Raw genomic sequence first — 20,136 nt, 5'->3', positions numbered from 1 at the left:
ACACCGTCGCTGTTCCGGCCCAATCCCCCTGCCTATGGAGGCCGTTCGTGAGTCGACGTACCTTGAGTTCCGCCCTGCCCTTGATCTGCGCCGCCGTCACCGCGGCCGCGCTCGTGACACCCGCCTCGGCCGCCCCTGTGTCCGTTCTGGACGCGTCGGCGAGTCCGTCCACACTGGCCGCCACCGAGCAGTCGCTGCGTGACCGCTTAGGCGGCGCCTACGCCAATTCCTGGCTGGACACCGCGACCGGCAAGTTCGTCGTCGGCGTCACCGACGCCACCCGCGCGAGCGAGATCCGCGCGTCCGGCGCCCAAGCCAAGGTGCTCACCCACAGCGCCGCCGCACTCGACACTGTGCAGTCCACAATGGACCAACGGGCCCGGTCGGCGCCCGACTCGGTCACCGGCTGGTACGTCGACGCACCGGCCAACCAGGTCGTCGTGTCCGTGCTGGGCAACGACGCCGCGGGCCTGGCCTGGGCCAGGGCGGCCAACCACGGCGCCGTCCGGATCGACCACGTCACCGAAGCGCCGCAACCGCTGTGGAGCATCATCGGCGGCCAGGCGATCTACCTCGGCGGCGGCCGCTGCTCGGTCGGCTTCAACGCCCGCAACTCCTCAGGCACCCGGTACGTGATCACGGCGGGCCACTGCACGAGGGGCGCGAGTTCGGTGTCCGGAACCGGCGGCTCGATCGGCTCGGTCGCCGGTTCGTCGTTCCCCACCAACGACTACGGGATCGTCCGGGTCACCAGCAGCACAGCGCTGTCCACGGCTTTGGTCGACCGCTACTCGAGCGGGAGTGACGTGACCGTGGCGGGATCGACCGTCACCAGCATCGGCGGCACGATCTGCCGGTCGGGGTCCACGACGGGATGGCGTTGCGGGAGCGTGCAGGCCTACAACCAGACGGTCAACTACGGCGGCGGCAACATCGTCTACGGGCTGACCCGCACCAACGCGTGCGCGGAACCCGGCGACTCGGGCGGCTCAGTTGTCAGCGCCCCGGTGTCTGGGCGGGTGCAGGCTCAGGGGATGACGTCCGGTGGGTCGGGCAACTGCAGCAGTGGGGGGACGACGTTCTTCCAGCCGGTTCGGGAGGCGTTGTCGGCTTACGGGCTCACTCTTTACACGGGGTGATGCTTCTTGGCCGCGCCCGGTCGTTTCGGCCGGGCGCGGCTGGCTTTGTTTGGGGGGTTCGCCGGCTGGCTGGCGTGGGTGGGCCTGTTTGGGTGGTTCGCCTTGATTTGGGGACCCCTAGAAATGGGCCTGCGCGGGTAAAGCGGGCAGGATAGGGAAACTGCCCCGCGCCGCGAAAGTTTAGGCCCATTTCACCCCAAATCAAGGCGAACCACCCAAACAGGCAACTGGGATTGGCCCGTTGCGATTGCGGGGGCTCGGTTTCCCTATGGCATTGCGGTTAGCGCCTTCCGATTGCGGGGATCTGTCCCACCAAGGCATGACGGTTGGCCTCTCGCGGCGGGGGATCAGTCCCACCCGAGACACGACGGTTGGCCCCTCGCGGTGCGGAATCCGTCCCACCCGAGACACGACCGTTCGCCCCTCGCGGTGCGAGGATCAGTCCCACCTAGGCATCGCGGCTGGCCCCCTGCGATTGCGGGGACCGTTCCCACCAGAGCATCGCGGCTGACCCCTTGCGATTGCGGGATCGGTGCCGCAAGGCATCTCGGTAGGCCTCGCGATCGCGGGGATCGACCCCACCGAGACATGACGGTTGGGCTCTCGCGATTGCGGAGATCAGTCCCCCACCACATGACTGAGGGCCCTCGCGATTACGGGGAGATCGGTCCCACCAAGGCATCGCGGTTAGTCCTTGCGATCAGCCTCTCTCCGGTCAGCGGTGGCGGACTCTGCTTGCTGCGGCTCCCGCTCCAAGGACCAATACCAAAACCGCCACTCCCCAGCGGCGCTTCTTCTCTGTCTTGTCGCCTCGGGTGTCCATTGCCACGGGAGGCGGCGGCTCGCTTGCCCGGAATTTGGGCCGTTTCGTCGCCGGCGGCGCCGGTGGTGGTGAGGCGACAGCCTGTGGGGGCGGCGGCGGGATCGGGGTTGTCGGCGGGGCCGTGGGCGACGGGGCAGGCGGGAGGGGCGGCAACACGACCGGTGGGGCGGGTGGGCGGGTATTGGTCGCCGTCGGGCCGTTCGCGCCGGGGGCGGGTGGGAAGAGGGTGATCCCCACCGACCCTGAGATCTCCGACATCGGTGGGAGCACGTTGCCCTCCGGCACCGCGACGCCGGGCTCATGTGGGCGGGTGTTGGTCTGCGAGGGTGCGGCGCCTGGCGCGGGCGGGCGAGTGTTCGTCCCGGGTGGGCCGACGCCCGGTGCCGGTGGGCGAGTATTCGTCTGGGGTGGGCCGACGCCCGGTGCCGGTGGGCGAGTATTCGTCTGGGGTGGGCCGACGCCCGGTGCCGGTGGGCGGGTGTTCGTCTGCGTGGGTCCAGCGCCCGGTGCGGGTGGGCGGGTGTTGGTCGCCGTCGGGCCGCCGACCGGGGGCGGCGCGGGCGCGTTCGCCACGCAGCCGGTGGCGTCGGCGGCGTCGACGGCCGGCCAGACGGCGATAGGGCGAACCGACGCGTGGGGGGTGTATAGGTCTACGCGGTAGAAGCGGCTGCGGCCCGCTATTCGGTTGGCCGCCGCGTACAGGGCGCCGTCTGGGCCGATGAGGGCGGCGCCGTAGGGGCGGCCTGCCGGGAGTTTGTGGCCGAGCGCGTAGGTGACCCGGCCGGTCACGGGGTCGATCCTGACCACTTTGCCGTAGTACGCGACGTGGGCGGAGACGCCGTAGAGCATTCCGTCGCGGGTGTCGAAGTCGTCCACCGTGCGGGCCAGTTCGTACGGGCGCAGCTCCGTGGTTCGCGTCAGGCCGAGGTAGCGGGGGCTGTTCGGGTCGAGTTCGATCGCGTACAGGTAGTGGCCGTCGCGGACGAGGAGGTCGCCCTGGTGGATGGTGCCCGCCGTGGCCCCGGTGAGTCGGTCTTTGGGCAGGTCAGGGCCGCGCACCGGTCCCAGGTCGCGCACCGCTCCCCGCGCGTCGACCGTGATCACATGGGCGCCGTCGGCGAAAGGGCCGGTCAGGCTCCTGCTCGCCAAGCCGTAGGACAGCGGGCTGCCGGGCGCGTGACCCAGGGCGTCGACGCGGTAGCCGAGAACGCCGACGCGGTCGAGGGCGCCGTCGGACAGGCGGACCTTGGTCAGCACCGACAGGCCCAGACCACCCACACTGTGCACCCGCAGAAAGACGCAACCCGCCTGCGCGGGCGCCGCGGCGCCCGGTCCGGTCGTCGCCATGGCGCCTGCCGCACCGACCGTGCAGGCCACGACGACGCCGGCGAGCAGGCGTCGGCTCATTGCAAGCGCGCCAGGACCGACTCGAACGCGTCCGGGCCGACCTGGGCGCCGCCGGCGTACGGGTTCTGCAGCTGGTGGGTCGCGAACAGCAGCAGCGACAGCGTGCCCGCGAGGACCGCCACGATCAGGATGTGCGTCTTGGGGCGCGGCCCGCCGAACAGCAGGGGCAGCGCCACCGACATGACGCTGCCCGCGAGCAGCGCGAACCACACCACGTCGCTCACGCCCTCACTGCCCGCGGCGTTGAGGCGCTCCTGCCTGGCCTCGTAGACCGTCCACAGCTTGTCGACCGCCTCGGTCTTCTGGTCGTTCTGCCACTCGTCCGCGGCGGTGGCCTGGCTGATCGCGGAACGCATCTGCTCGAGGTCGCGCCAGCCCTGCTCGCCCGCGTCGCCGCTGCCCTCGCGCATCAGCGGCCACTCCTTGTCGAGGACCGCGCTCGCGTAGGACACCGACAGGTCGCGCACCTCCGACCGGGTCGGCTCGGGCAGCGCCTCGGCCGCCCAACTCGCCGCGACCAGGCTGTCCGCCTCCCGGTAGGCGCCGTCCTCGGCGTGGCTGACCGCGTCGAACAGGGAGATCAGGACGAACGCGAGCAGCACCGCGTGCAGCCCGCCGACGATGGTGAACACCTGACCCGCGGCCTCGTTGTTCTCCACGGTGCCGTGCGTCTCGCCGAAGCGGCGGACCACGTAGGCGACCACGCCCGCGACGAGCGCCGCGCCCAACACCCAGAAGAGGCCGGCGACATAGATGCCCATGCCCATCCTTCCCAGAGGAAACTGCTTAAACACCAAGGAAATCGTGTCCAGCCGGGAAGTGCACGTCGCGTCTGGATGATCTTTGTACTCGATCGGATGACGCCCGCTACGCCGGCGGTCCACTCCGCGCTCCTACACTCCACCCGTGGAATACCAGCTCACCGCCAGCCTGTCCCCCGCGCCCGGGACCGCCGACCTCGACCCGCTGCAGCGCCACGGCGTCGCCGCCCTGCTCGACGAGCAGCTCGACCTGCTCGCCGGGATCGAGGGTCCCGACGGCATCGAGGTCGAGCCGCTCGACCACGCGATCGCGGTCCACCCGACCGGCGCGGTCATCACGTGGCTGGTCGACTCGCCCGCCCTGGCCTTCGCCGAGGAAGCCGCCCGGCACGTGCTCACCGAGATGATCGCGCAGACCGATCTGCTCGAGGGGTGGACGGTCGGCCGGTGCGAGGTCATCGCCACCGACGACGACCTCGAGGCCGCGCTCGGCGCCAAGATCACCGAGCCGGAGGAAGAAGAGGACGACGAGGCCGAGCTGACCGAGGAGGAGATCACCGCCCTGCGCGATGAGCTGCTCGTCTCGGCGGCGACGCTGCGCGCGTTCGGCCCGGAGGCGTTCGGCCACGACCCCGACGACCCCGACTGCGTGATCTCCGAGGAGGCGGCCCGGCTGGTGGCGGGCGCGCTGGTGCAGGGCATGGAGATCCTCACCGACGAGCTGTTCGCCGACATCCAGGAGCTGGAGGACGCCGAGGGCGCCGCGGGCGACGTCGAGGCGCTCAGCGTGATCAACCAGCTCCCGCTGCGCTACGCCGACCACTACGGCGCGCTGTTCGCCAAGCAGTTCCTGGTCACGACGTCGATCCTGGGCTACCGGCTCTCGCAGCCCGACTGGGTCGCGCCGCTGTGCACCGCCGAGGCGCTGGCGCTGCACGTGCTCAAGGGCGAGGCCGCGGTCCAGCTCGACCTCGCGGGCCTGCTCGACGAGCTGCCGATCAAGGAGATCCTCACCGCGTTCGACGAGCACGCCTTCGCCGACCTCGACCACGAGCGGCTCTTCGACCTCGCCACCGAGGGTGAGGACGACATCGACCTGCTCGGCACCCCCGGCCTCGACTTCGACGAGTGGTTCCTGCCGCGCAACGCGGGACCGCTGCACCCATACCTGGCGATCGAGCACTTCCCGGAGTAGCACTTGTCCCAGAGGCCGGGACGCCGTTGACCGCGCGTCCCGGCCCTGGTCGACTCAGAGTGTGCGAACAGTGACTCCTCACCCGCGATGTCGGCCCTGACCGCCGCCGTCCCCAGTCGCTCTGCACCCTCTGAACCCCTTTGGACCCACCATGGCCACGCCTCTGTTCAGCGCGCCCGAAACCACCCGACTCGCCCTGACCGTCCACCTGACCGCCGACGCGGACCGGCTTCCCGACCTGTTCGGCGCACTGAGCGCCCTGGGCACGGTGGAGTCGATCGACCCGCTGCCCGGGGTGGTCGTCCCCCTGCCGCGGTCAGCCCCGCTGCGCTTGCAGGTGGGCTCCCGCAAGGTGCTCTGGCGCGGCCGTGAGGTGGAGCTGACCCGGCTGGAGTTCGACCTGCTGCACTACCTCGTCTCCCGACCGACCCGGGTGCATCGGCGGCGGGCGCTGATGGCGGAGGTGTGGCACACGACGTATGTCAGCGAGCGGACAGTGGACGTGCATGTCCGCCGACTGCGCGGCAAGATCGACGCCGATCGGGACCTGATCCGGACGGTTCGGGGAATCGGTTACCAGTTCTCGGACCCGATGCTCGCCGTCGTCGAGATGTGAGGCGGGTATTCAGCCGCGGAATGCCCGCCGGTAGCCCGATGGCGAGGTGTGCAAAGCGCGCGCGAAATGGTGGCGGAAAGTCACCGGGCTGTCGAACCCCACCGCGGTGGCGATTTCGGCGACCGACTGATCCGAGGCCTCCAACAACGGCAGGCTCGCCTGCACCCGCTGGGCGATCAGCCACCGAATCGGACTGGTCCCGCTGCTTTCCTTGAACCGCCGCAGATACGACCGCGGCGAAAGGTGCGCTTGACGCGCGAGGGTGGCGATGGTGATCGGGGCGGTCAGGTTGGCGAGCGCCCAGGCCATCGTGGCCGTGACGGCGTCGTCCTCGGGCGCGCTGACCGGTGACTCGATGAACTGCGCCTGCCCGCCCTCGCGGTGCGGCGGCACGACCAGCCGTCGCGCGACCGCGTTGGCGACGGCCGCGCCGTGGTCGGTGCGGATGAGGTGCACGCACAGGTCGAGGCCCGCGGCACTTCCCGCACTGGTCAGGACGTCTCCCTCGTCGACATAGAGCACGTCCGGGTCGACCGTGACCGCGGGGAAGCGTTCGGCCAGCCGGGCGGCGTAGCGCCAGTGCGTCGTGGCGCGGCGGCCGTCGAGCAGGCCCGCTTCGGCGAGGGCGAACGCTCCCGAGCAGATCGACACCAGACGCGCGCCGCGAGCGTGGGCTGACCGCAGGGCTGCCACCAGCGCGGGCGAGCAAGCTCCGCGCACGTCGGACACGCCGGGGATGATCACGGTGTCCGCCGCCGCGAGCGTGTCGAGGTCGCCGTCGGTGCGCAGGCGCGCGCCGCCGATCACCGGGACCTCGCCCGCTTCCGCGCAGACGGTGAGGCGGTACCAGTCCACGTCGAGTTCGGGCCGGGGCAGGCCGAACACCTCGGTGACGATGCCGAGTTCGAACATCGACATCCCGGGGTAGGCCAGCACGCTCACGGTGCGCATGGCGAGATGTTAGCGAACAACGGCATTCACGCCACTCCCGTCATCGGGCCGTTCGGCCCCACGATTGCCCCATGAACAACGCCGCCATCGCCCACTTCAGCACCCGCCTCGCCTTCGAGACCGACGTCAGCGACGTGCACGCCGCGCTGCCGACCGGCGAGATCGTCCTGGTCGACTCGCGGTCCGCCGAGTCGTGGGACCAGGGGCACGTGCCCGGCGCTCTGCACCTGCCGACCGCCCGCATCGCCGCCGAGGCACGGGACCTGGTGCCGCTCACGGCGGCCGTCGTCACCTACTGCTGGGGGCCGGGCTGCAATGGCGCGACGCGGGCGGCGCTGGAGTTCGCGAAGCTGGGCTACCACGTCAAGGAGATGCTCGGCGGATTCGAGTACTGGGCGCGCGAGGGATTCGAGGTGGAAAGCGCGACCGGCCGCACACGCGGCGTGGTCGACCCGCTGACCGCGCCGGCGCACGCGATCACCTGCGGGTGCTGACAGCGTTTCGGCAGGCCGGAGCGGGGTAGCCGGAAGGGATCCGTTTTGTTCCTTTCGCTCCGGAAGGAGACGACATGTCAACCGGCACGATCATCGGCATCGTCATCGCCGTCGTCGTGATCCTCGTGGTGATCGCGGTCCTGGTCATGATGCGCAGACGCCGCGCTCACCTGCGCGAACAGTTCGGCCCGGAGTACGACCGCACCGTGGCCGAACAGCCGCGCCGCGAGGCCGAGCGCGAGTTGGCGCAGCGGGAGAAGCGGCACGCCGAGCTCGACATCAAGGAGCTCACGCCGACCCTGCGCGACCGCTACTCCCAGCACTGGGCGCTCGTGCAGGAGCAGTTCGTGGACCGGCCGAGTCCGTCGGTCGAGGAGGCCGACCGGCTCGTGACCGCGCTGATGGCTGAGCGCGGCTACCCCACGGAGGACTACGACCAGCAGGTCGCCGACCTGTCCGTCGGCCACGCCCAGACCTTGGAGCACTACCGCGAGGCGCACGAGATCAAGGAGCGCAACGCCCGCACCCAGGTCTCCACCGAGGAACTGCGCGCCGCGATGGTGCATTACCGAGCGCTGTTCGACGACCTGCTCGGGCCTGCCGAACACCACACCAACCAGCGATAGCCACGGAGGTATCCGTGCGACACGAGACCGAACACCCAGATCCACGACAACACCGCGGCCAGACCTCGCAGGACGTCGACTTATCCGAATCGGCTGAGGATCAGCGGCCCGGCGAGGTCCCCACGAGGAGAGCGCCCACGCACGACGAGACCCCTGACGTCCGACAGGAAGTCAGGCCACAACCCGGCCCGCGCGACGCGCGGGCACCGATGCCGCCGCGTGACGACCCTTCGGCGCCGCCACGGACGAGCGGGCCGGACCGGCCCGCGGTCGCCGAGCAGCCGGAGACGCAGGCCATGCCTCCCATGGGTCCCGGGCAGCCGGGCGGACAGCGAGGTCCCGACCGGGCGGACCGGCCGATGGGCACCGGGGAACAAGGCAGGCCGACTGGTCCCGGCGAGCAAGCCAGGCCCATGGGTGGCAGGCAGCCGACCGGTTCCGGGCACCCAGGCGGGCCGATGGGTTCCGGGGAGTCCGGCGAGCGCCGAATGCCCATGGCCACCGGGGTGCAAGACGCGCCAATGGGTTCCGGGCAACCCGGAGCCATGGGGCCCGGTGAGCAAGGCAGGCCGACGGGTCCTGGACAACCCGGCGGCGCGGGTATGACGCAGCCGCACGCCGGCCTCGTCCCGCCCGCCGAGTCCGACGCCACTGTCCCACCCGGCGAGGCTTCCGTCGCCCGGCAGGCGGGCCGCCCCGACGCGGACGAGGCGGACGGCTTCGGCCCGCGCTCCACGGATCGGATCGCGCCGGAAGTCGACCGGGGTGATCGCGGCGGGCAGGGCAAGCTGTTCCAGCCCGACGAGGCCTCGCGGCTGCGCGGTGAGTGGCAGCGGGTGCAGGCGACGTTCGTCGACAACCCCCAGGACGCGGTGCGGGGAGCGGACGCGCTGGTCACCGAGGTGATCCGGAGCCTGCAGAACTCGATGGCCGAACGCCACAAGGCCCTCCGCCGATCCACGCAGGACACCGAGGAACTACGCCAATCCCTCCACCAATACCGAGCCCTGCTCGACCAATTGCTGCAAGCCTGAGCGGACTCCCAACCCCGCTCGGTCGCGGTGACGTTTCGGGGGTCCCGCACGAACACGCCATCGAAGTTGGCAGTGTTCGTGCGGGACCCCCGAAACGTCACCATCAATGCGACCGAGCCGCGCCCCCGGGCGCTATGTCACAGTGTTCCCATGTACGCGCTGTTCGATACGGCTATCGGTTGCTGTGGTGTCGCATGGGGGCCGAACGGGATCACCGCTGTCCAGCTCCCGGAGAAAGACGACGCGGCCACGGTTCGGCGGCTCGGTGGTGGTGAGGAGACCGAGCCTCCCCCGCAGGTGCGTGCGGCGATCGAGCGGATGACCGCGCTGCTGGCGGGTGCGGCCGACGACCTCGCCGACATCGAACTCGACCCCACCGGGGTTCCCGAGTTCCACCAACAGGTCTACCGCGTCGCCCGGGCCATCCCGCCCGGCAGCACGCTCACCTACGGCGAGGTCGCCCGCGAGCTGGGTATGCCCGGTTCCGCCCAGGCCGTCGGCCAGGCGCTGGGCCGCAACCCGTACCCGATCATCGTTCCGTGCCACCGGGTGCTCGGCGCGGGCGGCAAGATCGGCGGGTTCTCCGCGGGCGGCGGCTCGGCCACCAAGCTCCGCATGCTCACCATCGAGGGCGCGGCCCCCAACGGGCAGCCATCACTGTTCTGACACCGCCGAGGGGGCCCGGGCGCCCCCTCGGCGGCCGTCGTCAGCTCGTGTAGTCCGCCACCAGGCTCACGCCCGAGTAAGCGGAGTACCCGGACATGGTCACGTGGTACGTGCCCGCCTGCGCCGTGGTGAAGGCGCACCGCTCGGTCGACGAACTCGTGGTGGAGCGGCAGTCGTAGGAACTGGTCGACGCGGCGCTGCCGAACTTCACGTACAGGTCCATGTCGCCGGTTCCGCCCGACGTCGAGAACGACAGGTTCGTCGCCCCCGCCGGGACGGTCAGGGTGTACGCGGTCGACGATCCGGAGGCGCCGGAAAGCCCGGTGACCGCGGTGCCCTTGGAGAGCTCGTTGGTGGGCGTCGCGGTGCCGCCGCGGAAGGCGGCGATGGTGGCCTTCGTCTGCTCGAGGACCCGCGCGTTGTCACTGCGGTCGGTGGTGCCCATAGCAACGCCGTTGTAGGTCTTGCGCGGGTTCGACCAGTAGTTGATGCGCGGGCAACTCGGGGAACAGTTGTAGGCCATGATCGTGCGCCACGAACTGCCGTACCGGTAGCCGTGGCCGTAGGCGTAGGGCGTGGTCTTCGAGTCGGTCGCCGGGTCGTGCCGGGCGGACTGCAGGTGGCCGATCTCGTGGCCGAAGCTGTAGTACCCGGTCGCGCAGCTGCGGGCCACCACGGCGAACGCGGTCGCGGCCGAGGAGCCGATGCCCGACGCGATGCCGCAGGACGTGCTGGCGTTGAGGATCAGCACGTTGACGTCGGCGGCGTACTGGTCGCGCAGAGCGTGCACCCCGTCCATGTAGCCGTCGCTGGTGCCGCGGAAGCGGCTGAGGTCGGTCGACATGCCCGCCTCGGTGTAGTTCACCGTCGAATAGTGGGCCAGTTCCAGGGTGATCCCGACCCCGGAGTTCAGGTAGCCCTTGTTGGTCTCCGACACCGCGAGGTCGACCAGGGCGCGCATGTCCCCGTTGTAGCCGTTCACAGCCTGCTGGGTCGCCACGACCTGCACCCGGATCACCGTGTTCGCCGCGGCGCCCGCGCTCTGCGTCGCCGGCATGGCGATCGTCGGCACGCCGCCCTCCACACGGGGGTGGTCTTGCGGCATCTTGGACTCGTCGACCTTGAGCACCGCGTGCTGACCACCGGCGACCGGGTGGATCTGGTACAGCACACCGGAAACGCGGACCGTGCCGGTGACGCCCTCACCGGAACGCACCAGTGTCACCGAGTTGTACTCGTCCGTGCCGACCTCGGCCGGACCACTGGAGCGGGCGACCGCGGTCTCCCGCACCTGCCCGGTCCACAAGGTGTTGCCGCTTCCCGTGGTGCTCGCGTTGTCACGCACCGCGGTGACCGTGCGGTCACCCAGGTCCAGCGAGATCAGCTCGGTTCCCGCACCCACCACGGCGGCGTTGGCGCGCTTGATCCGGACCGCGGCGTTGGCGGGCCGTTCCTGCCGCAGCTTGTCGGCCTGGCCCGCGGCGCGGGCGGTCGTGTCCTCGGCGAAAAGTGGGACGGCCACCTGACGCGGCTCGGCGGAGGCGGTGGGCAGGACCGCCAGGAAACTCACACCCAGCCCGAGAACTGCGAGTGTGGACTGGGTTTTCCGTCGTCGATTCATTACTCTCCCTCGCGCGACAACCCGACGCGTGCCCCACGCGAGCAGGGGGTCGGTGTGCGCAAGCGGTCGCGCACGGCGAGGCAGGCGCCGTGGTTGGTAATGAAGTTCGGACGGTATCCAGGCGATTCCGCCGTGCACAGACGCGCGACAGGGTTACCGCTTACCAGTTAAGGGAAATCAGCGGTTTAGCGACACTTTCAAGCGGATCTGTCAGGCGGTTTGATCGCCGGGCAGCGGAACGTATTCGACCACACCGTCCACAGTGGACGACTTGAGTTCTCCGCGCACCACCAGCACATCCAGGTGCGCCGCCGTCTCCCCCACCGCGAGCGTGCGGTTGAAGGTGTCCAATTCATCGAATGCGCGGCCGCGGCGGGTCCACGTGAGCCGGTTCGCCGCCTCGAACGCCGTCGCCGCGCCCTCGCGGACGACCGCCTCGGTCGCGGCGAGCCGCTCCTCGTGGTGCAGCAGCAGTTCGTCGACGCGGGTGTGGACGCTGTCGGTCACCGGGCCGTGCGCGGGCAGCAGGCGCATGTCCGGCAGGGTGCGCATGAGCCGCAGCGAGTCGAGGTAGGCGCCCAGCGGCAGCTCCGCGCGGGCGGGCTCGAAGCCGATCGACGGGGTGATGTGCGGCAGCACGTGGTCGCCGGAGAACAGCAGCGACGCCGCCGGGTCGGCGAAGACGACGTGGCCGCGGGTGTGGCCGGGGGTGGGCACGGCCCGCAGGGTGCGGTCGCCGATCTCGATGTCCTGGGCGCCGGGGATCCAGTCGTCGGGCAGTTCGTAGGTCGCCTTGGCCTGCTCGGCGTTGTCCCGCGTGTAGAGACCCCGCAGCTTCTCCACCAGGTCAGCCGCACCCCAGCGGGCGATCTCGGCGAGCTGAGCCTCGCCGGAGCCGCCGCGCACGGCGTCGAAGTTGGGCTGCTCCCCGACCCCGAGCGCGATCCGCGCGCCGAACATCCGCCGCAGTTCGACGGCCAGCGTGTAGTGGTCGCGGTGCATGTGGGTGATCAGGAACCGGCCGATGTCCTCGAACCCGTACCCGATCGAGCCGAGCGACGATTCCAGCAGGTCACGGGCCTCTTGCAAGGCCCAGCCGGAGTCGATGAGGACCAGCCCGTCCGCGCTTTCGACGGCGTAGACGTTCACCGCGTGCAGCCCGTCGTTCGGCAGCGGGAGCGGGACCCGGTGCACCCCGGGCGCGACCGGGAACGCGCCTGGCTCGGTCCATGGACCTGATCCGGCACCCATCGTCGCCTCCCGAAGTAGTTGCCACCCGCAACGGCAACGGTAAACGGTTAGTCCACCGAACATTGACATTCTCTCCGCCTAAAGCACGGAGATTCCCTCCACGTCGCGCGTGGAACGCGCGGCGTCCGGGTGGATTACCGCTTCGCTGCGCGGTGCCGGCATCGCTGCTGGTCTGACCCGCGCTCCACGGTCGTTGAAGTCCGCCCGTCCGGCGGCCTTGATATTGACTGCGGCGTTGACGTCCCTGTCGTGGGTGCTGCCGCACGGGCAGTCCCACGTTCGGACGTCGAGGGCCATCTTGTCGTTGATGTGTCCGCAGTCCGAACACATGCGGGTGGACGGGAAGAACCGGTCCACCCGGCCGAAGGTCCGCCCATACCGGGTGGCCTTGTACTCCAACATGGCGGTGAAACTGGCCCAGCCCGCGTCGTGCACGGACTTCGCCAGCCTCGTGCGTCCGAGCCCGGTCACGCACAAGTCCTCGACGTACACCGCTTGGTTGTCGCGGATGATCTGTGTCGAAAGCTTGTGCTGCCAGTCCCTGCGGGTGTCGGCCACCCGCGCATGAGCGCGGGCGAGGTTCACGACGGCCTTCTTGCGATTCTGGCTACCTCGCTGTTTGCGGGACAGGTCCTGCTGCAACCGCCTGAGCTTGCGGGCGGCGCGGCGCAGGAACTTGGGCGCGGCGACTTTCGTCCCGTCGGACAGCACCGCGAAATGGGTCAACCCGAGGTCGATACCCACCTCGGAGTCCACCGAGGGCAGTATCTCGTTCTCGGCGGTCTGCACCACGAACGAGGCGAAGTACCGGTCTGCCGCGTCCCGGATCACCGTGACCGAACTGGGCGCCGCCGGCAGATCGCGCGACCAGCGGACCGGCACGTCACCGATCTTCGGCAGCCGCAGCCTGCCGTTGTCCAGTACTGCGAACCGGGCGTTCCTAGTAAACCGGATGGTCTGCCGGTTGTCCTTGCGCGAGCGGAACCGTGGTGGGGCCACCGAGCGACCCTTGCGTTTTCCGGTGGCCGAGGCGAAGAAGTTTCGGTACGCCACGTTCAAATCCGCGAGAGCCTGCTGCAACACGACTGAGGACACCTCGCCCAGCCACGCCCGCTCCGGCGTGTTCTTGGCAAGCGTGATGACCTGCTTCGACAACTCCCCGTCCGAGATGTGTCCCTGACCGTTGTCCCTTGCCGATTGGCGTGCGCGCAGCCCGTCGTTGAAGACCACCCGGGCACATCCGAACGCCCTGGCCAGTGCCTCGCACTGGGTGGGGTTCGGGCGGAGCCGGTAGTTGAAACGGAGCTGCACAGCCACAGCGTACCATTGGTTTATGGCTGATCTCGAAGGCGTTCGTACTGGTAGACACTGTGTTTTCACCCTTCATGCCCACTTGGTCTTCGTTACAAAATCCCGGCACATCGTGTTCGCGGATCAGCACCTCACCCGAATGGAGGAGATCATGCGGGCGGTGTGCTCCGACTTCGAGACCCAACTGGTCGAGTTCAACGGCGAGACCAACCACGTGCACCTGCTCGTGAACTTCCCACCCAAGATCGCCTTGTCGAAACTCGTCAACAGCCTCAAGGGCGTCTCATCGCGGCGGATCCGCCAAGAATTCCCTGACCTGGCCCGCCACTACTGGCGGACCAACCAGCTCTGGGCAGGTTCATACTTCGCAGGCTCCCGCGGCGAGGCACCGATCAACGTTCTACGCCAATACATCGAGCAACAGAATCGGCCCGCCTAGGGCACCACTTGGACAGAGCACTGGCCCGCATCCGGGTAGCAAGCCTCGCCGCGAGTCCCTATGGTTCCTCGCGGGAACGCAGGAGGGAGCGCGATGCCGGTCGACCGCGAGACCACCGACAGCAGGCGCCTGTCCCAGGCCCTCACGACAGGCCCGTTCAGCCTGGCGTTGCGCCTGGCCCTCAAGTCGAGCGGCCTGAGCCTCGACCGCGTCCAGTTCCGCCTCCGCGAACGCGACGCCGCGGTGAGCAAGACCGCGCTGAGCAACTGGCAGAGCGGCCGCACCCAGCCAGAACGCCCCGACTCACTGCGCGCGCTGGCCGTGCTGGAGGACATCGTCGGCGTCCCCACCGGGGCGCTGTCGAGCCTGCTGGGCCCACCGCGTCCCCGCGGCCGGTGGCTGGCGCAGAGCCCCGGCGAGATGCGCGCGGACCAGGCGTGGGCCCGACCGGATGGCCTGGCCAGGGCGCTGCAGCGGATGGGCACCGGCATCGAGGCGATCAACCAGGTCGCCAAGATCGCCACGCATCTCACCTCCACGGTGGACGCGCGGCGGCGGATGCGGACGATCAGCCACCACCTCGTCCTGCGGGCCGAACGCGACGGGACCGACCGCTACACCGGGGCGTACCGAAGCGATGTCGGCGACTGTCTCGACATCACCGACACCATCGGCTGCCGCCCCGGCCGCAGGCGCGAGGACGCCGAGACCGGCTTCACCACCTACGAACTCCTGCTGGACCAGCCCGCGAAGGCGGGCGACCTGGTGGTGATCGGCTTCACGGTGCGCACGAACGCCCAGGAGCGCTACCACTCCCAGCGGCTGGGGCGGGCGAGCCGGGTCTACTCCGTGCAGGTCCGATTCGACACCGCGGCCCTGCCGGTGCGGGTCTACCGCACGTACCTGCCCTCGATCGGCGACGTCCCGCAGGAGGAGGTCGAAGTGCCACTGGGGGCCAGCTGCACCGCGCAGCACACCGTGCTGGACCCGGTGCCCGGCATCTACCGGCTGGCCTGGGACTGGGACTGACCGACCGCCGCGGGCGAGGAAGCGTTGGCCCGCAACAGCTTCGGCTCACCACTACCGTCAGCGGGGACCGTGAAGATCCCCGGCGCCTCCCCCGCCGCTACCGGCCGCGCGTACGCGATCGTGGAGTCGTCGAGCCACGCCGCCTGATCGTCCACATGCGCGGGTTCGGCCAGCGCGGTCTCCTTCGACGAAGCCAGGTCCAGCACGTGCAGCCGCCAGGTCTCGCCGGACCGTTTCTTGTAGGCGACCCTCGTGCCGTCCGGCGACAACGACGGACACTCGGCGTTCTGGATCACCGACTTGAGCGTGCGGTCCGCGAGATCGCCGCGCATGAGATAAGTCTTCCCGCCTGAGCCGAGCGTCACGTAGAACGTCCGGTCGTCGTCGGCGAAGGTGACACCCCAGAAGTTCCGGTCGACCGCCTGATGCTCCACACCCTCCACATAGGAGGTGAAGTCCTCCATCGATCCGTACAGGGTCCCCGACCGCTGGTCGAAGATGCCTGCCGTGGTGGAGAAGTAGCCGGGCGCCATGTACGAGTCGCCTTCGCGGAACACCGTCCACCCGACCAGATTCCCGGAATCCGATACCCGGGCCCGACTCGGCGTGCCGTCCAGCTTGATCACCCGCCGCACCGCCAGGTCCGGGCCGAGGACCTCGGCCTCGAAGCTCGGCGGCACCGCCACCGACCGCAGACACGCCGTCGTCCCGGCCGCGCTGTAGACCCGCAGGCACGACCGGTCGGTGACGACCGCCGAGGACGAGTCCGCACGGGAGAGCTGGCCGACCTTCCCGCTGCCGTCGACATAGACGACCGAGTCCCGCGCGGCCAGGTCCAGGGTCCCGGTCGCCGAACTCTTCGAGGCCGACGCGACGTAGACCACCGCCACCACGCTCAGCGCGACGATCGCGCCGATACCGATGATCTTCTTCACCGCAACCTCCAACTCACCACGACCGCGATCACAAGAACCACCGCATAACCAGCGAAAGCGGGCCCGAGCCCGACCAGGGACGCGCCCACGCCGAACAGCACTGCGGCGACCGTACGCGCCAGCGCCTGCCCGGTCTGCAGCACCGCCAACCCGGACGCCTTGACCTCCTCGGGGAGCATCGGCCCCGCGCACGCCATCAGCACCCCGTCGGTGGCCGCGTAGAACAAGCCATGCAGGCCCAGGGCCAACAGCAGCACCGGCCAGCCGCCGAGACCCGACATCAACAGCCCGTACACCGCGAGCAGCAACCCGTGTCCCACCAGGAAAACCCGCCAGCGGCCGACCCGGTCCGCGAGCCTGCCCACGGGGACGGCCGCGCACAGGAAGGTGACCGCGATCGCCAACGGCAGCAGCGGCAACAGATCCTGGGACACCCCGGTGCGCTGCTGGGCCGCGATCAGGATGAACGCGTCGCTCACCGTCGCCAGCCCGAGGAACATGGCGCACAGACACAGTTTGCGGTACTCCGGGCGCACCAGCAGGCGCAAACCCTCACGCACACTGATCTTCTTCTTCGCCGGTGTCCCCACCGGCTGCTGAACCCAGACCAGCAGGATGACCAGGCCCACCATGGCGAAGCAGAAGCTGACCACGAACACCGCGTCGTAGGCCTGGGCGGTGACGGCGATGAGCACGAAGGCCACCACCGGGCCGAGCAACGCGCCGATGGTGTCGAGCATCCGGTGCACGCCGAACGCGCGGCCGAGCAGGTCCGGCGGCGCGCTCATCGCGATGATCGCGTCCCGGGGACCGGTGCGGATCCCTTTGCCCGCGCGGTCAAGCGCGAGCAGCCCGCCGATGGCGCCCAGCGAGCCGCCAGCGACGGGGAACCCGAGTTTGGTCACCGCGGACAGTCCATAGCCGAACGCCGCCACCGTCTTCGGCTTGCCGGTGCGGTCCGCGGCATGGCCGCCGACGAGGCGCAGCAGCGCGGTCGCGCCGGTGTAGAGCCCGTCGATCAAACCCAGCTGCAGGTAGCCCACACCCAGGCCGTAGACCAGGTACATCGGCAGGAACGCCGTGACCATCTCGGCGGAGATGTCGGTGAAGAGGCTGACCATGCCCAGCGCGAGCACGGTCGACGGCACCTTCGCCGTCGACCGTGCCGCACCGCGCAGCGGCTCAGTGGTGACATACACCGCTGCTGCCCGCCCTACGCCCGGGTGATCTTGACGTCGTCCACCTGAGCCTCGACCAGGCTCGGGGTGGCCGTGTCGTCCTCGGCTTCGATGAGGATGCGCACGCTCTGACCCGCGAACTCCGACAGGTCGGCGGTGAGCGTCCGCCATGAGCCGTTGATGTGCGCGCCGTTTCCGCGCTGGTCGAGCACGACCTTGCTGGTCGACCCGACCACCGTGATCTTGAAGTAGTCCGCGGCGGCGGCGTTGGTGCCGAACCCGACGCTCCAGCGCAGGGTCAGGCCCAGGGTGCCGCTGGGCAGCGTGATCGCGGGCGACGTGATCGACGTGCGGCCGGCGTCGACGTCATGTGATCCGGCGCCCGACCCGGCGAGCCTGCCGGTCACCAGGTTGTTGACCCCGCTGGTCGTGGTGCCCAGCTGCTTGTCGCCGTTCTCGGTGGTCGCCTCCGGGTCACCGCGCTCCCACTTGCCCGTCGTGGCGTTGTCGGTCGCGGAGGCGTTGGTCTGCCAGCCCTTGTCCGACTCGAAGTCGTCGAAGAAGACGTCACCGGGGTCGGAGGTGCCGCCACCGAGGTTCAGCGACCAGGTGTCGATCGTGCCCACGTCCTGCGACGCCACATCCTGCACGCGCAGCTTCCACGTGCCGTTCGCGACCTCGCCGGAAAGGTTCACGGTGTAGACCTGATCGATGTTGTCGGTGCCGGAGCCGGTCTTGTTGTGCAGCACCGAAGCGGTGCCGTCCGGCGCGACCAGGCTCACGACCAGGTCACCGATGTAGGTGTGCTTGATGTGCACCTCGGCCTTCGACGTCGCCGAGGCGTTGCCCGCGCAGCCCGAGATGGTGATCGAGGACTCGACCGTGGTGTTGTCCGGGATCGCCACATCGGTTCCGTTGGTGCCGGAGCAGGTTCCGCCGCCACCGGCCGGGTTCACCGTGAGCGCCACGGTGGTGCTCTTCGTCAGTGTCCCCGAGGTGCCGGTGACCGTGACGTTGGCGGTCCCGGTCGCGGCGGTGCTGCTCGCGTTGAGCGTCACCGTCGCCTCCGCGGCGCCGTTGGCGGGCGGGGTGACCGAGGTCGGCGACACGCTCGCCGTGACACCGCTGGGCAGCCCGGAGACCGTCAGGTTGGTCGCGGCGTTGAATCCGCCGGAGCTGGTGACCGTGACCTTGGTGCTCGCCGACGCACCCTGGACGACGCTGACCGCGCTCGGGGTGGCCGAGAGGGCGTAGCTCGGGGTCGTCGTGTTTCCCTTGGCCTTGCAGGAGCCCGTGAAGGTGTCGGTGAAGGTGCGACCCGAGACCGGGACGAAGTCGCCTCGGTAGCCGGTCGACGACAGGCCCAGCTTCAGCACGCCGTACGTGTCGTCGTTCTCGGCCTGCACGTTGGCCTGGGCCTTGGTGAACGAGTAGAACGCGCGGCCGCCGGTGCCGACCAGGACCTGGCGGATGCCGTTGGTCGCGTCGGCGGTGCCATCGGGACGCTGCGGCGCGTACCGCTGGTAGTTATGGTCGTGGCCGACCAGGATCAGGTCGGCCTTGTGCTCGTAGAGGGCGTCCCACAGCGGCTTCACGAACGTGCTGTTGCTGTGCGAGCCCCGGGTGAACAGCGGGTGGTGCCAGTAGGCGGCCGTGCACGGCTTGGTGCTCGCCGCGAGGTCCGCGCGCAGCCACCGCTCCTGCTCCGAACCGGCGGCGACCGGGACGGCGCTGCTGCTGCCGGTGTTGAGGGCGACGAAGTGCCAGTCGCCGACATCCCAGCTGTAGTAACCCTTTCCGCGCGGGCCCGCCTTCCCGTCGGCGTTGCCGGAGCCGTTGAAGTAGTCGAAATACCCGGTGGCACCGCTGGTCTGATACTCGTGGTTGCCCGGGGTCGGGTGGATGATGTTGTTGAACTGGCCCCACGCCGGGTCGTACCTGGTGCGGTAGTCGCTCAGCGAACCGTTCTCGTAGGCGTTGTCACCCGAGGTGAACACCGCGGCCGGGTTGATCGTCTTGACCACGTCCGCGGTCTGCGTGCAGTTGGAGCCACAGATGTCACCGGCGCCCGCGACGACGACGTCGGCCGACGCGGTGCCCGACTGCAGGGAGTCGACGGCGAACCGGCTTTCCGGCGACGACAGGGCGGCGTCGACGGTGACACAGTTGCCGCGGAAGGACTTCGTGGACAGCGACCGCCCGGTGCCGTGGGTTGCCGTGAGCGTGTAGCTCTCGCCGGCCGACGCGCGGACGGTCACCGTGTCGGCACCCTTGAGGGTCAACCCGGCGAAGTGCGGGCGGACCCACGCGGCGCCGTCCTGGCAGAACTGCCGCGACGCCGTGCTCGGACCCGCGACGGAGTGACGTTCGGCGCGCTCGGTGGCGCCCGCCTGGGCGACCTGCGGAACGGCATTGGCTGCCGCGACAGGGGTTTGCGCGGATTGTGCGACAGGTTGGGCGGCTACTGCCGCGACCGCGGACAGACCCAACAGGGCCGCACCGCCGATCGCCACACCAGCTCTGCGCCAGTGCTTTCGTTTATCGTTCACCGTTTCCGGCCTTCCTCGCGTGGTGGAATGCAGGGTGTTCCGAGTCAGGAACGTATTCGGGTATTCACCACGGGCAATGGGTCCACCGGCGCGGTGCGATGTTCCGTGAAT

General features: G+C 69.7%; 18 protein-coding genes. 9 read left to right on the top strand and 9 right to left on the bottom strand.

Annotated features, from left to right (window positions below):
- Nucleotides 1–47 precede the first annotated feature (47 nt).
- The gene (locus C8E96_RS15495; protein WP_091373994.1) at nt 48–1,139 is read left to right on the top strand and encodes a S1 family peptidase; all 1,092 of its coding nucleotides are present in this window, start codon (nt 48–50) and stop codon (nt 1,137–1,139) included.
- Nucleotides 1,140–1,854: 715 nt separating this feature from the next.
- Here the strand turns inward: C8E96_RS15495 and C8E96_RS15490 are convergent.
- Together C8E96_RS15490 and C8E96_RS15485 are read right to left on the bottom strand one after the other, a co-directional pair.
- Nucleotides 1,855–3,369 (bottom strand): DUF6923 family protein, encoded by a 1,515-nt coding sequence (locus tag C8E96_RS15490; protein ID WP_091373991.1) that lies wholly within the window; start codon nt 3,367–3,369, stop codon nt 1,855–1,857.
- Nucleotides 3,366–4,130 carry a bestrophin-like domain gene (locus tag C8E96_RS15485; protein ID WP_091373988.1) on the bottom strand — a complete coding sequence of 255 codons (765 nt, stop codon included), beginning with the start codon at nt 4,128–4,130 and terminating at the stop codon, nt 3,366–3,368. The genes C8E96_RS15490 and C8E96_RS15485 overlap by 4 nt, the downstream gene beginning before the upstream one ends.
- A 145-nt stretch (nt 4,131–4,275) precedes the next feature.
- Between C8E96_RS15485 and C8E96_RS15480 the strand changes: the two genes are divergently transcribed.
- Complete coding sequence (locus tag C8E96_RS15480; protein ID WP_091373985.1) at nt 4,276–5,325, top strand: hypothetical protein; 1,050 nt, start codon at nt 4,276–4,278, stop codon at nt 5,323–5,325.
- Nucleotides 5,326–5,476: 151 nt separating this feature from the next.
- A complete protein-coding gene (locus tag C8E96_RS15475) occupies nt 5,477–5,941 on the top strand; it encodes a winged helix-turn-helix domain-containing protein (protein ID WP_091373982.1) in 465 nt (154 codons plus the stop codon).
- A 9-nt stretch (nt 5,942–5,950) separates the two neighbouring features.
- On the opposite strand, the gene C8E96_RS15470 is transcribed toward C8E96_RS15475, so the two are convergent.
- The gene (locus C8E96_RS15470) at nt 5,951–6,892 is read right to left on the bottom strand and encodes a helix-turn-helix domain-containing protein (protein ID WP_091373979.1); all 942 of its coding nucleotides are present in this window, start codon (nt 6,890–6,892) and stop codon (nt 5,951–5,953) included.
- A 71-nt stretch (nt 6,893–6,963) separates the two neighbouring features.
- On the opposite strand from C8E96_RS15470, the gene C8E96_RS15465 reads away from it, so the two are divergent.
- The 4 genes from C8E96_RS15465 (at nt 6,964) to C8E96_RS15450 (ending at nt 9,712) form a co-directional block, all read left to right on the top strand.
- The gene (locus C8E96_RS15465) at nt 6,964–7,386 is read left to right on the top strand and encodes a rhodanese-like domain-containing protein (protein ID WP_091373975.1); all 423 of its coding nucleotides are present in this window, start codon (nt 6,964–6,966) and stop codon (nt 7,384–7,386) included.
- A 74-nt stretch (nt 7,387–7,460) separates the two neighbouring features.
- Nucleotides 7,461–8,012, top strand: a complete 552-nt coding sequence (locus C8E96_RS15460; RefSeq protein WP_091373972.1) for a hypothetical protein — start codon at nt 7,461–7,463, stop codon at nt 8,010–8,012.
- Between the two features lie 602 nt (nt 8,013–8,614).
- Nucleotides 8,615–9,046, top strand: a complete 432-nt coding sequence (locus C8E96_RS15455; protein ID WP_091373969.1) for a hypothetical protein — start codon at nt 8,615–8,617, stop codon at nt 9,044–9,046.
- Nucleotides 9,047–9,196: 150 nt separating this feature from the next.
- Nucleotides 9,197–9,712, top strand: a complete 516-nt coding sequence (locus C8E96_RS15450) for a methylated-DNA--[protein]-cysteine S-methyltransferase (protein WP_091373966.1) — start codon at nt 9,197–9,199, stop codon at nt 9,710–9,712.
- Between the two features lie 40 nt (nt 9,713–9,752).
- Here C8E96_RS15450 and C8E96_RS15445 read toward each other — a convergent pair whose 3' ends face one another.
- From C8E96_RS15445 to C8E96_RS15435, 3 genes are all read right to left on the bottom strand, one after another.
- Nucleotides 9,753–11,333 carry a M12 family metallo-peptidase gene (locus C8E96_RS15445; protein ID WP_228769854.1) on the bottom strand — a complete coding sequence of 527 codons (1,581 nt, stop codon included), beginning with the start codon at nt 11,331–11,333 and terminating at the stop codon, nt 9,753–9,755.
- Between the two features lie 210 nt (nt 11,334–11,543).
- Nucleotides 11,544–12,584, bottom strand: coding sequence for an MBL fold metallo-hydrolase (locus C8E96_RS15440; protein ID WP_091373962.1), 1,041 nt, complete (start codon nt 12,582–12,584; stop codon nt 11,544–11,546).
- Between the two features lie 78 nt (nt 12,585–12,662).
- Nucleotides 12,663–13,895, bottom strand: coding sequence for an RNA-guided endonuclease InsQ/TnpB family protein (locus C8E96_RS15435; protein ID WP_133794487.1), 1,233 nt, complete (start codon nt 13,893–13,895; stop codon nt 12,663–12,665).
- Between the two features lie 22 nt (nt 13,896–13,917).
- On the opposite strand from C8E96_RS15435, the gene tnpA reads away from it, so the two are divergent.
- Nucleotides 13,918–14,334: an IS200/IS605 family transposase gene (gene tnpA / locus C8E96_RS15430; RefSeq protein WP_091373956.1), complete on the top strand. Its 417-nt coding sequence runs from the start codon at nt 13,918–13,920 to the stop codon at nt 14,332–14,334.
- 93 nt (nt 14,335–14,427) lie between these two features.
- Nucleotides 14,428–15,363: a hypothetical protein gene (locus C8E96_RS15425; RefSeq protein ID WP_091373953.1), complete on the top strand. Its 936-nt coding sequence runs from the start codon at nt 14,428–14,430 to the stop codon at nt 15,361–15,363.
- On the opposite strand, the gene C8E96_RS15420 is transcribed toward C8E96_RS15425, so the two are convergent.
- Genes C8E96_RS15420 through C8E96_RS34075 form a run of 3 tightly spaced genes read right to left on the bottom strand, consistent with a single transcriptional unit; the run spans nt 15,336 to nt 20,025 of the window.
- Nucleotides 15,336–16,298: a TolB family protein gene (locus C8E96_RS15420; protein WP_228769853.1), complete on the bottom strand. Its 963-nt coding sequence runs from the start codon at nt 16,296–16,298 to the stop codon at nt 15,336–15,338. The genes C8E96_RS15425 and C8E96_RS15420 overlap by 28 nt on opposite strands.
- Nucleotides 16,295–17,497, bottom strand: coding sequence for an MFS transporter (locus C8E96_RS15415; protein ID WP_091373950.1), 1,203 nt, complete (start codon nt 17,495–17,497; stop codon nt 16,295–16,297). The genes C8E96_RS15420 and C8E96_RS15415 overlap by 4 nt, the downstream gene beginning before the upstream one ends.
- A 14-nt stretch (nt 17,498–17,511) precedes the next feature.
- Entirely contained in the window at nt 17,512–20,025 is a 2,514-nt protein-coding gene (locus C8E96_RS34075) for a proprotein convertase P-domain-containing protein (RefSeq protein WP_228769852.1), read from the bottom strand.
- Between the last annotated feature and the right edge of the window lie 111 nt (nt 20,026–20,136).

It is taken from the genome of Actinokineospora alba (assembly GCF_004362515.1).
In the GTDB taxonomy this organism is placed as follows: Bacteria; Actinomycetota; Actinomycetes; order Mycobacteriales; family Pseudonocardiaceae; genus Actinokineospora; species Actinokineospora alba.
Note: the sequence above shows the minus strand (reverse complement) of the source record. Positions and strands in the feature narration are given on the sequence as shown.

Excerpts from the sequence above, each read along its gene's own strand:
- tnpA (WP_091373956.1), top strand. The coding sequence starts at position 13,918 with ATGGCTGATCTCGAAGGCGTTCGTACTGGTAGACACTGTGTTTTCACC.
- C8E96_RS15475 (WP_091373982.1), top strand. The coding sequence starts at position 5,477 with ATGGCCACGCCTCTGTTCAGCGCGCCCGAAACCACCCGACTCGCCCTG.
- C8E96_RS15455 (WP_091373969.1), top strand. The coding sequence starts at position 8,615 with ATGACGCAGCCGCACGCCGGCCTCGTCCCGCCCGCCGAGTCCGACGCC.
- C8E96_RS15485 (WP_091373988.1), bottom strand. The coding sequence starts at position 4,130 with ATGGGCATCTATGTCGCCGGCCTCTTCTGGGTGTTGGGCGCGGCGCTC.
- C8E96_RS15450 (WP_091373966.1), top strand. The coding sequence starts at position 9,197 with ATGTACGCGCTGTTCGATACGGCTATCGGTTGCTGTGGTGTCGCATGG.
- C8E96_RS15465 (WP_091373975.1), top strand. The coding sequence starts at position 6,964 with ATGAACAACGCCGCCATCGCCCACTTCAGCACCCGCCTCGCCTTCGAG.
- C8E96_RS15460 (WP_091373972.1), top strand. The coding sequence starts at position 7,461 with ATGTCAACCGGCACGATCATCGGCATCGTCATCGCCGTCGTCGTGATC.
- C8E96_RS15440 (WP_091373962.1), bottom strand. The coding sequence starts at position 12,584 with ATGGGTGCCGGATCAGGTCCATGGACCGAGCCAGGCGCGTTCCCGGTC.
- C8E96_RS15470 (WP_091373979.1), bottom strand. The coding sequence starts at position 6,892 with ATGCGCACCGTGAGCGTGCTGGCCTACCCCGGGATGTCGATGTTCGAA.
- C8E96_RS15490 (WP_091373991.1), bottom strand. The coding sequence starts at position 3,369 with ATGAGCCGACGCCTGCTCGCCGGCGTCGTCGTGGCCTGCACGGTCGGT.
- C8E96_RS15425 (WP_091373953.1), top strand. The coding sequence starts at position 14,428 with ATGCCGGTCGACCGCGAGACCACCGACAGCAGGCGCCTGTCCCAGGCC.
- C8E96_RS15445 (WP_228769854.1), bottom strand. The coding sequence starts at position 11,333 with ATGAATCGACGACGGAAAACCCAGTCCACACTCGCAGTTCTCGGGCTG.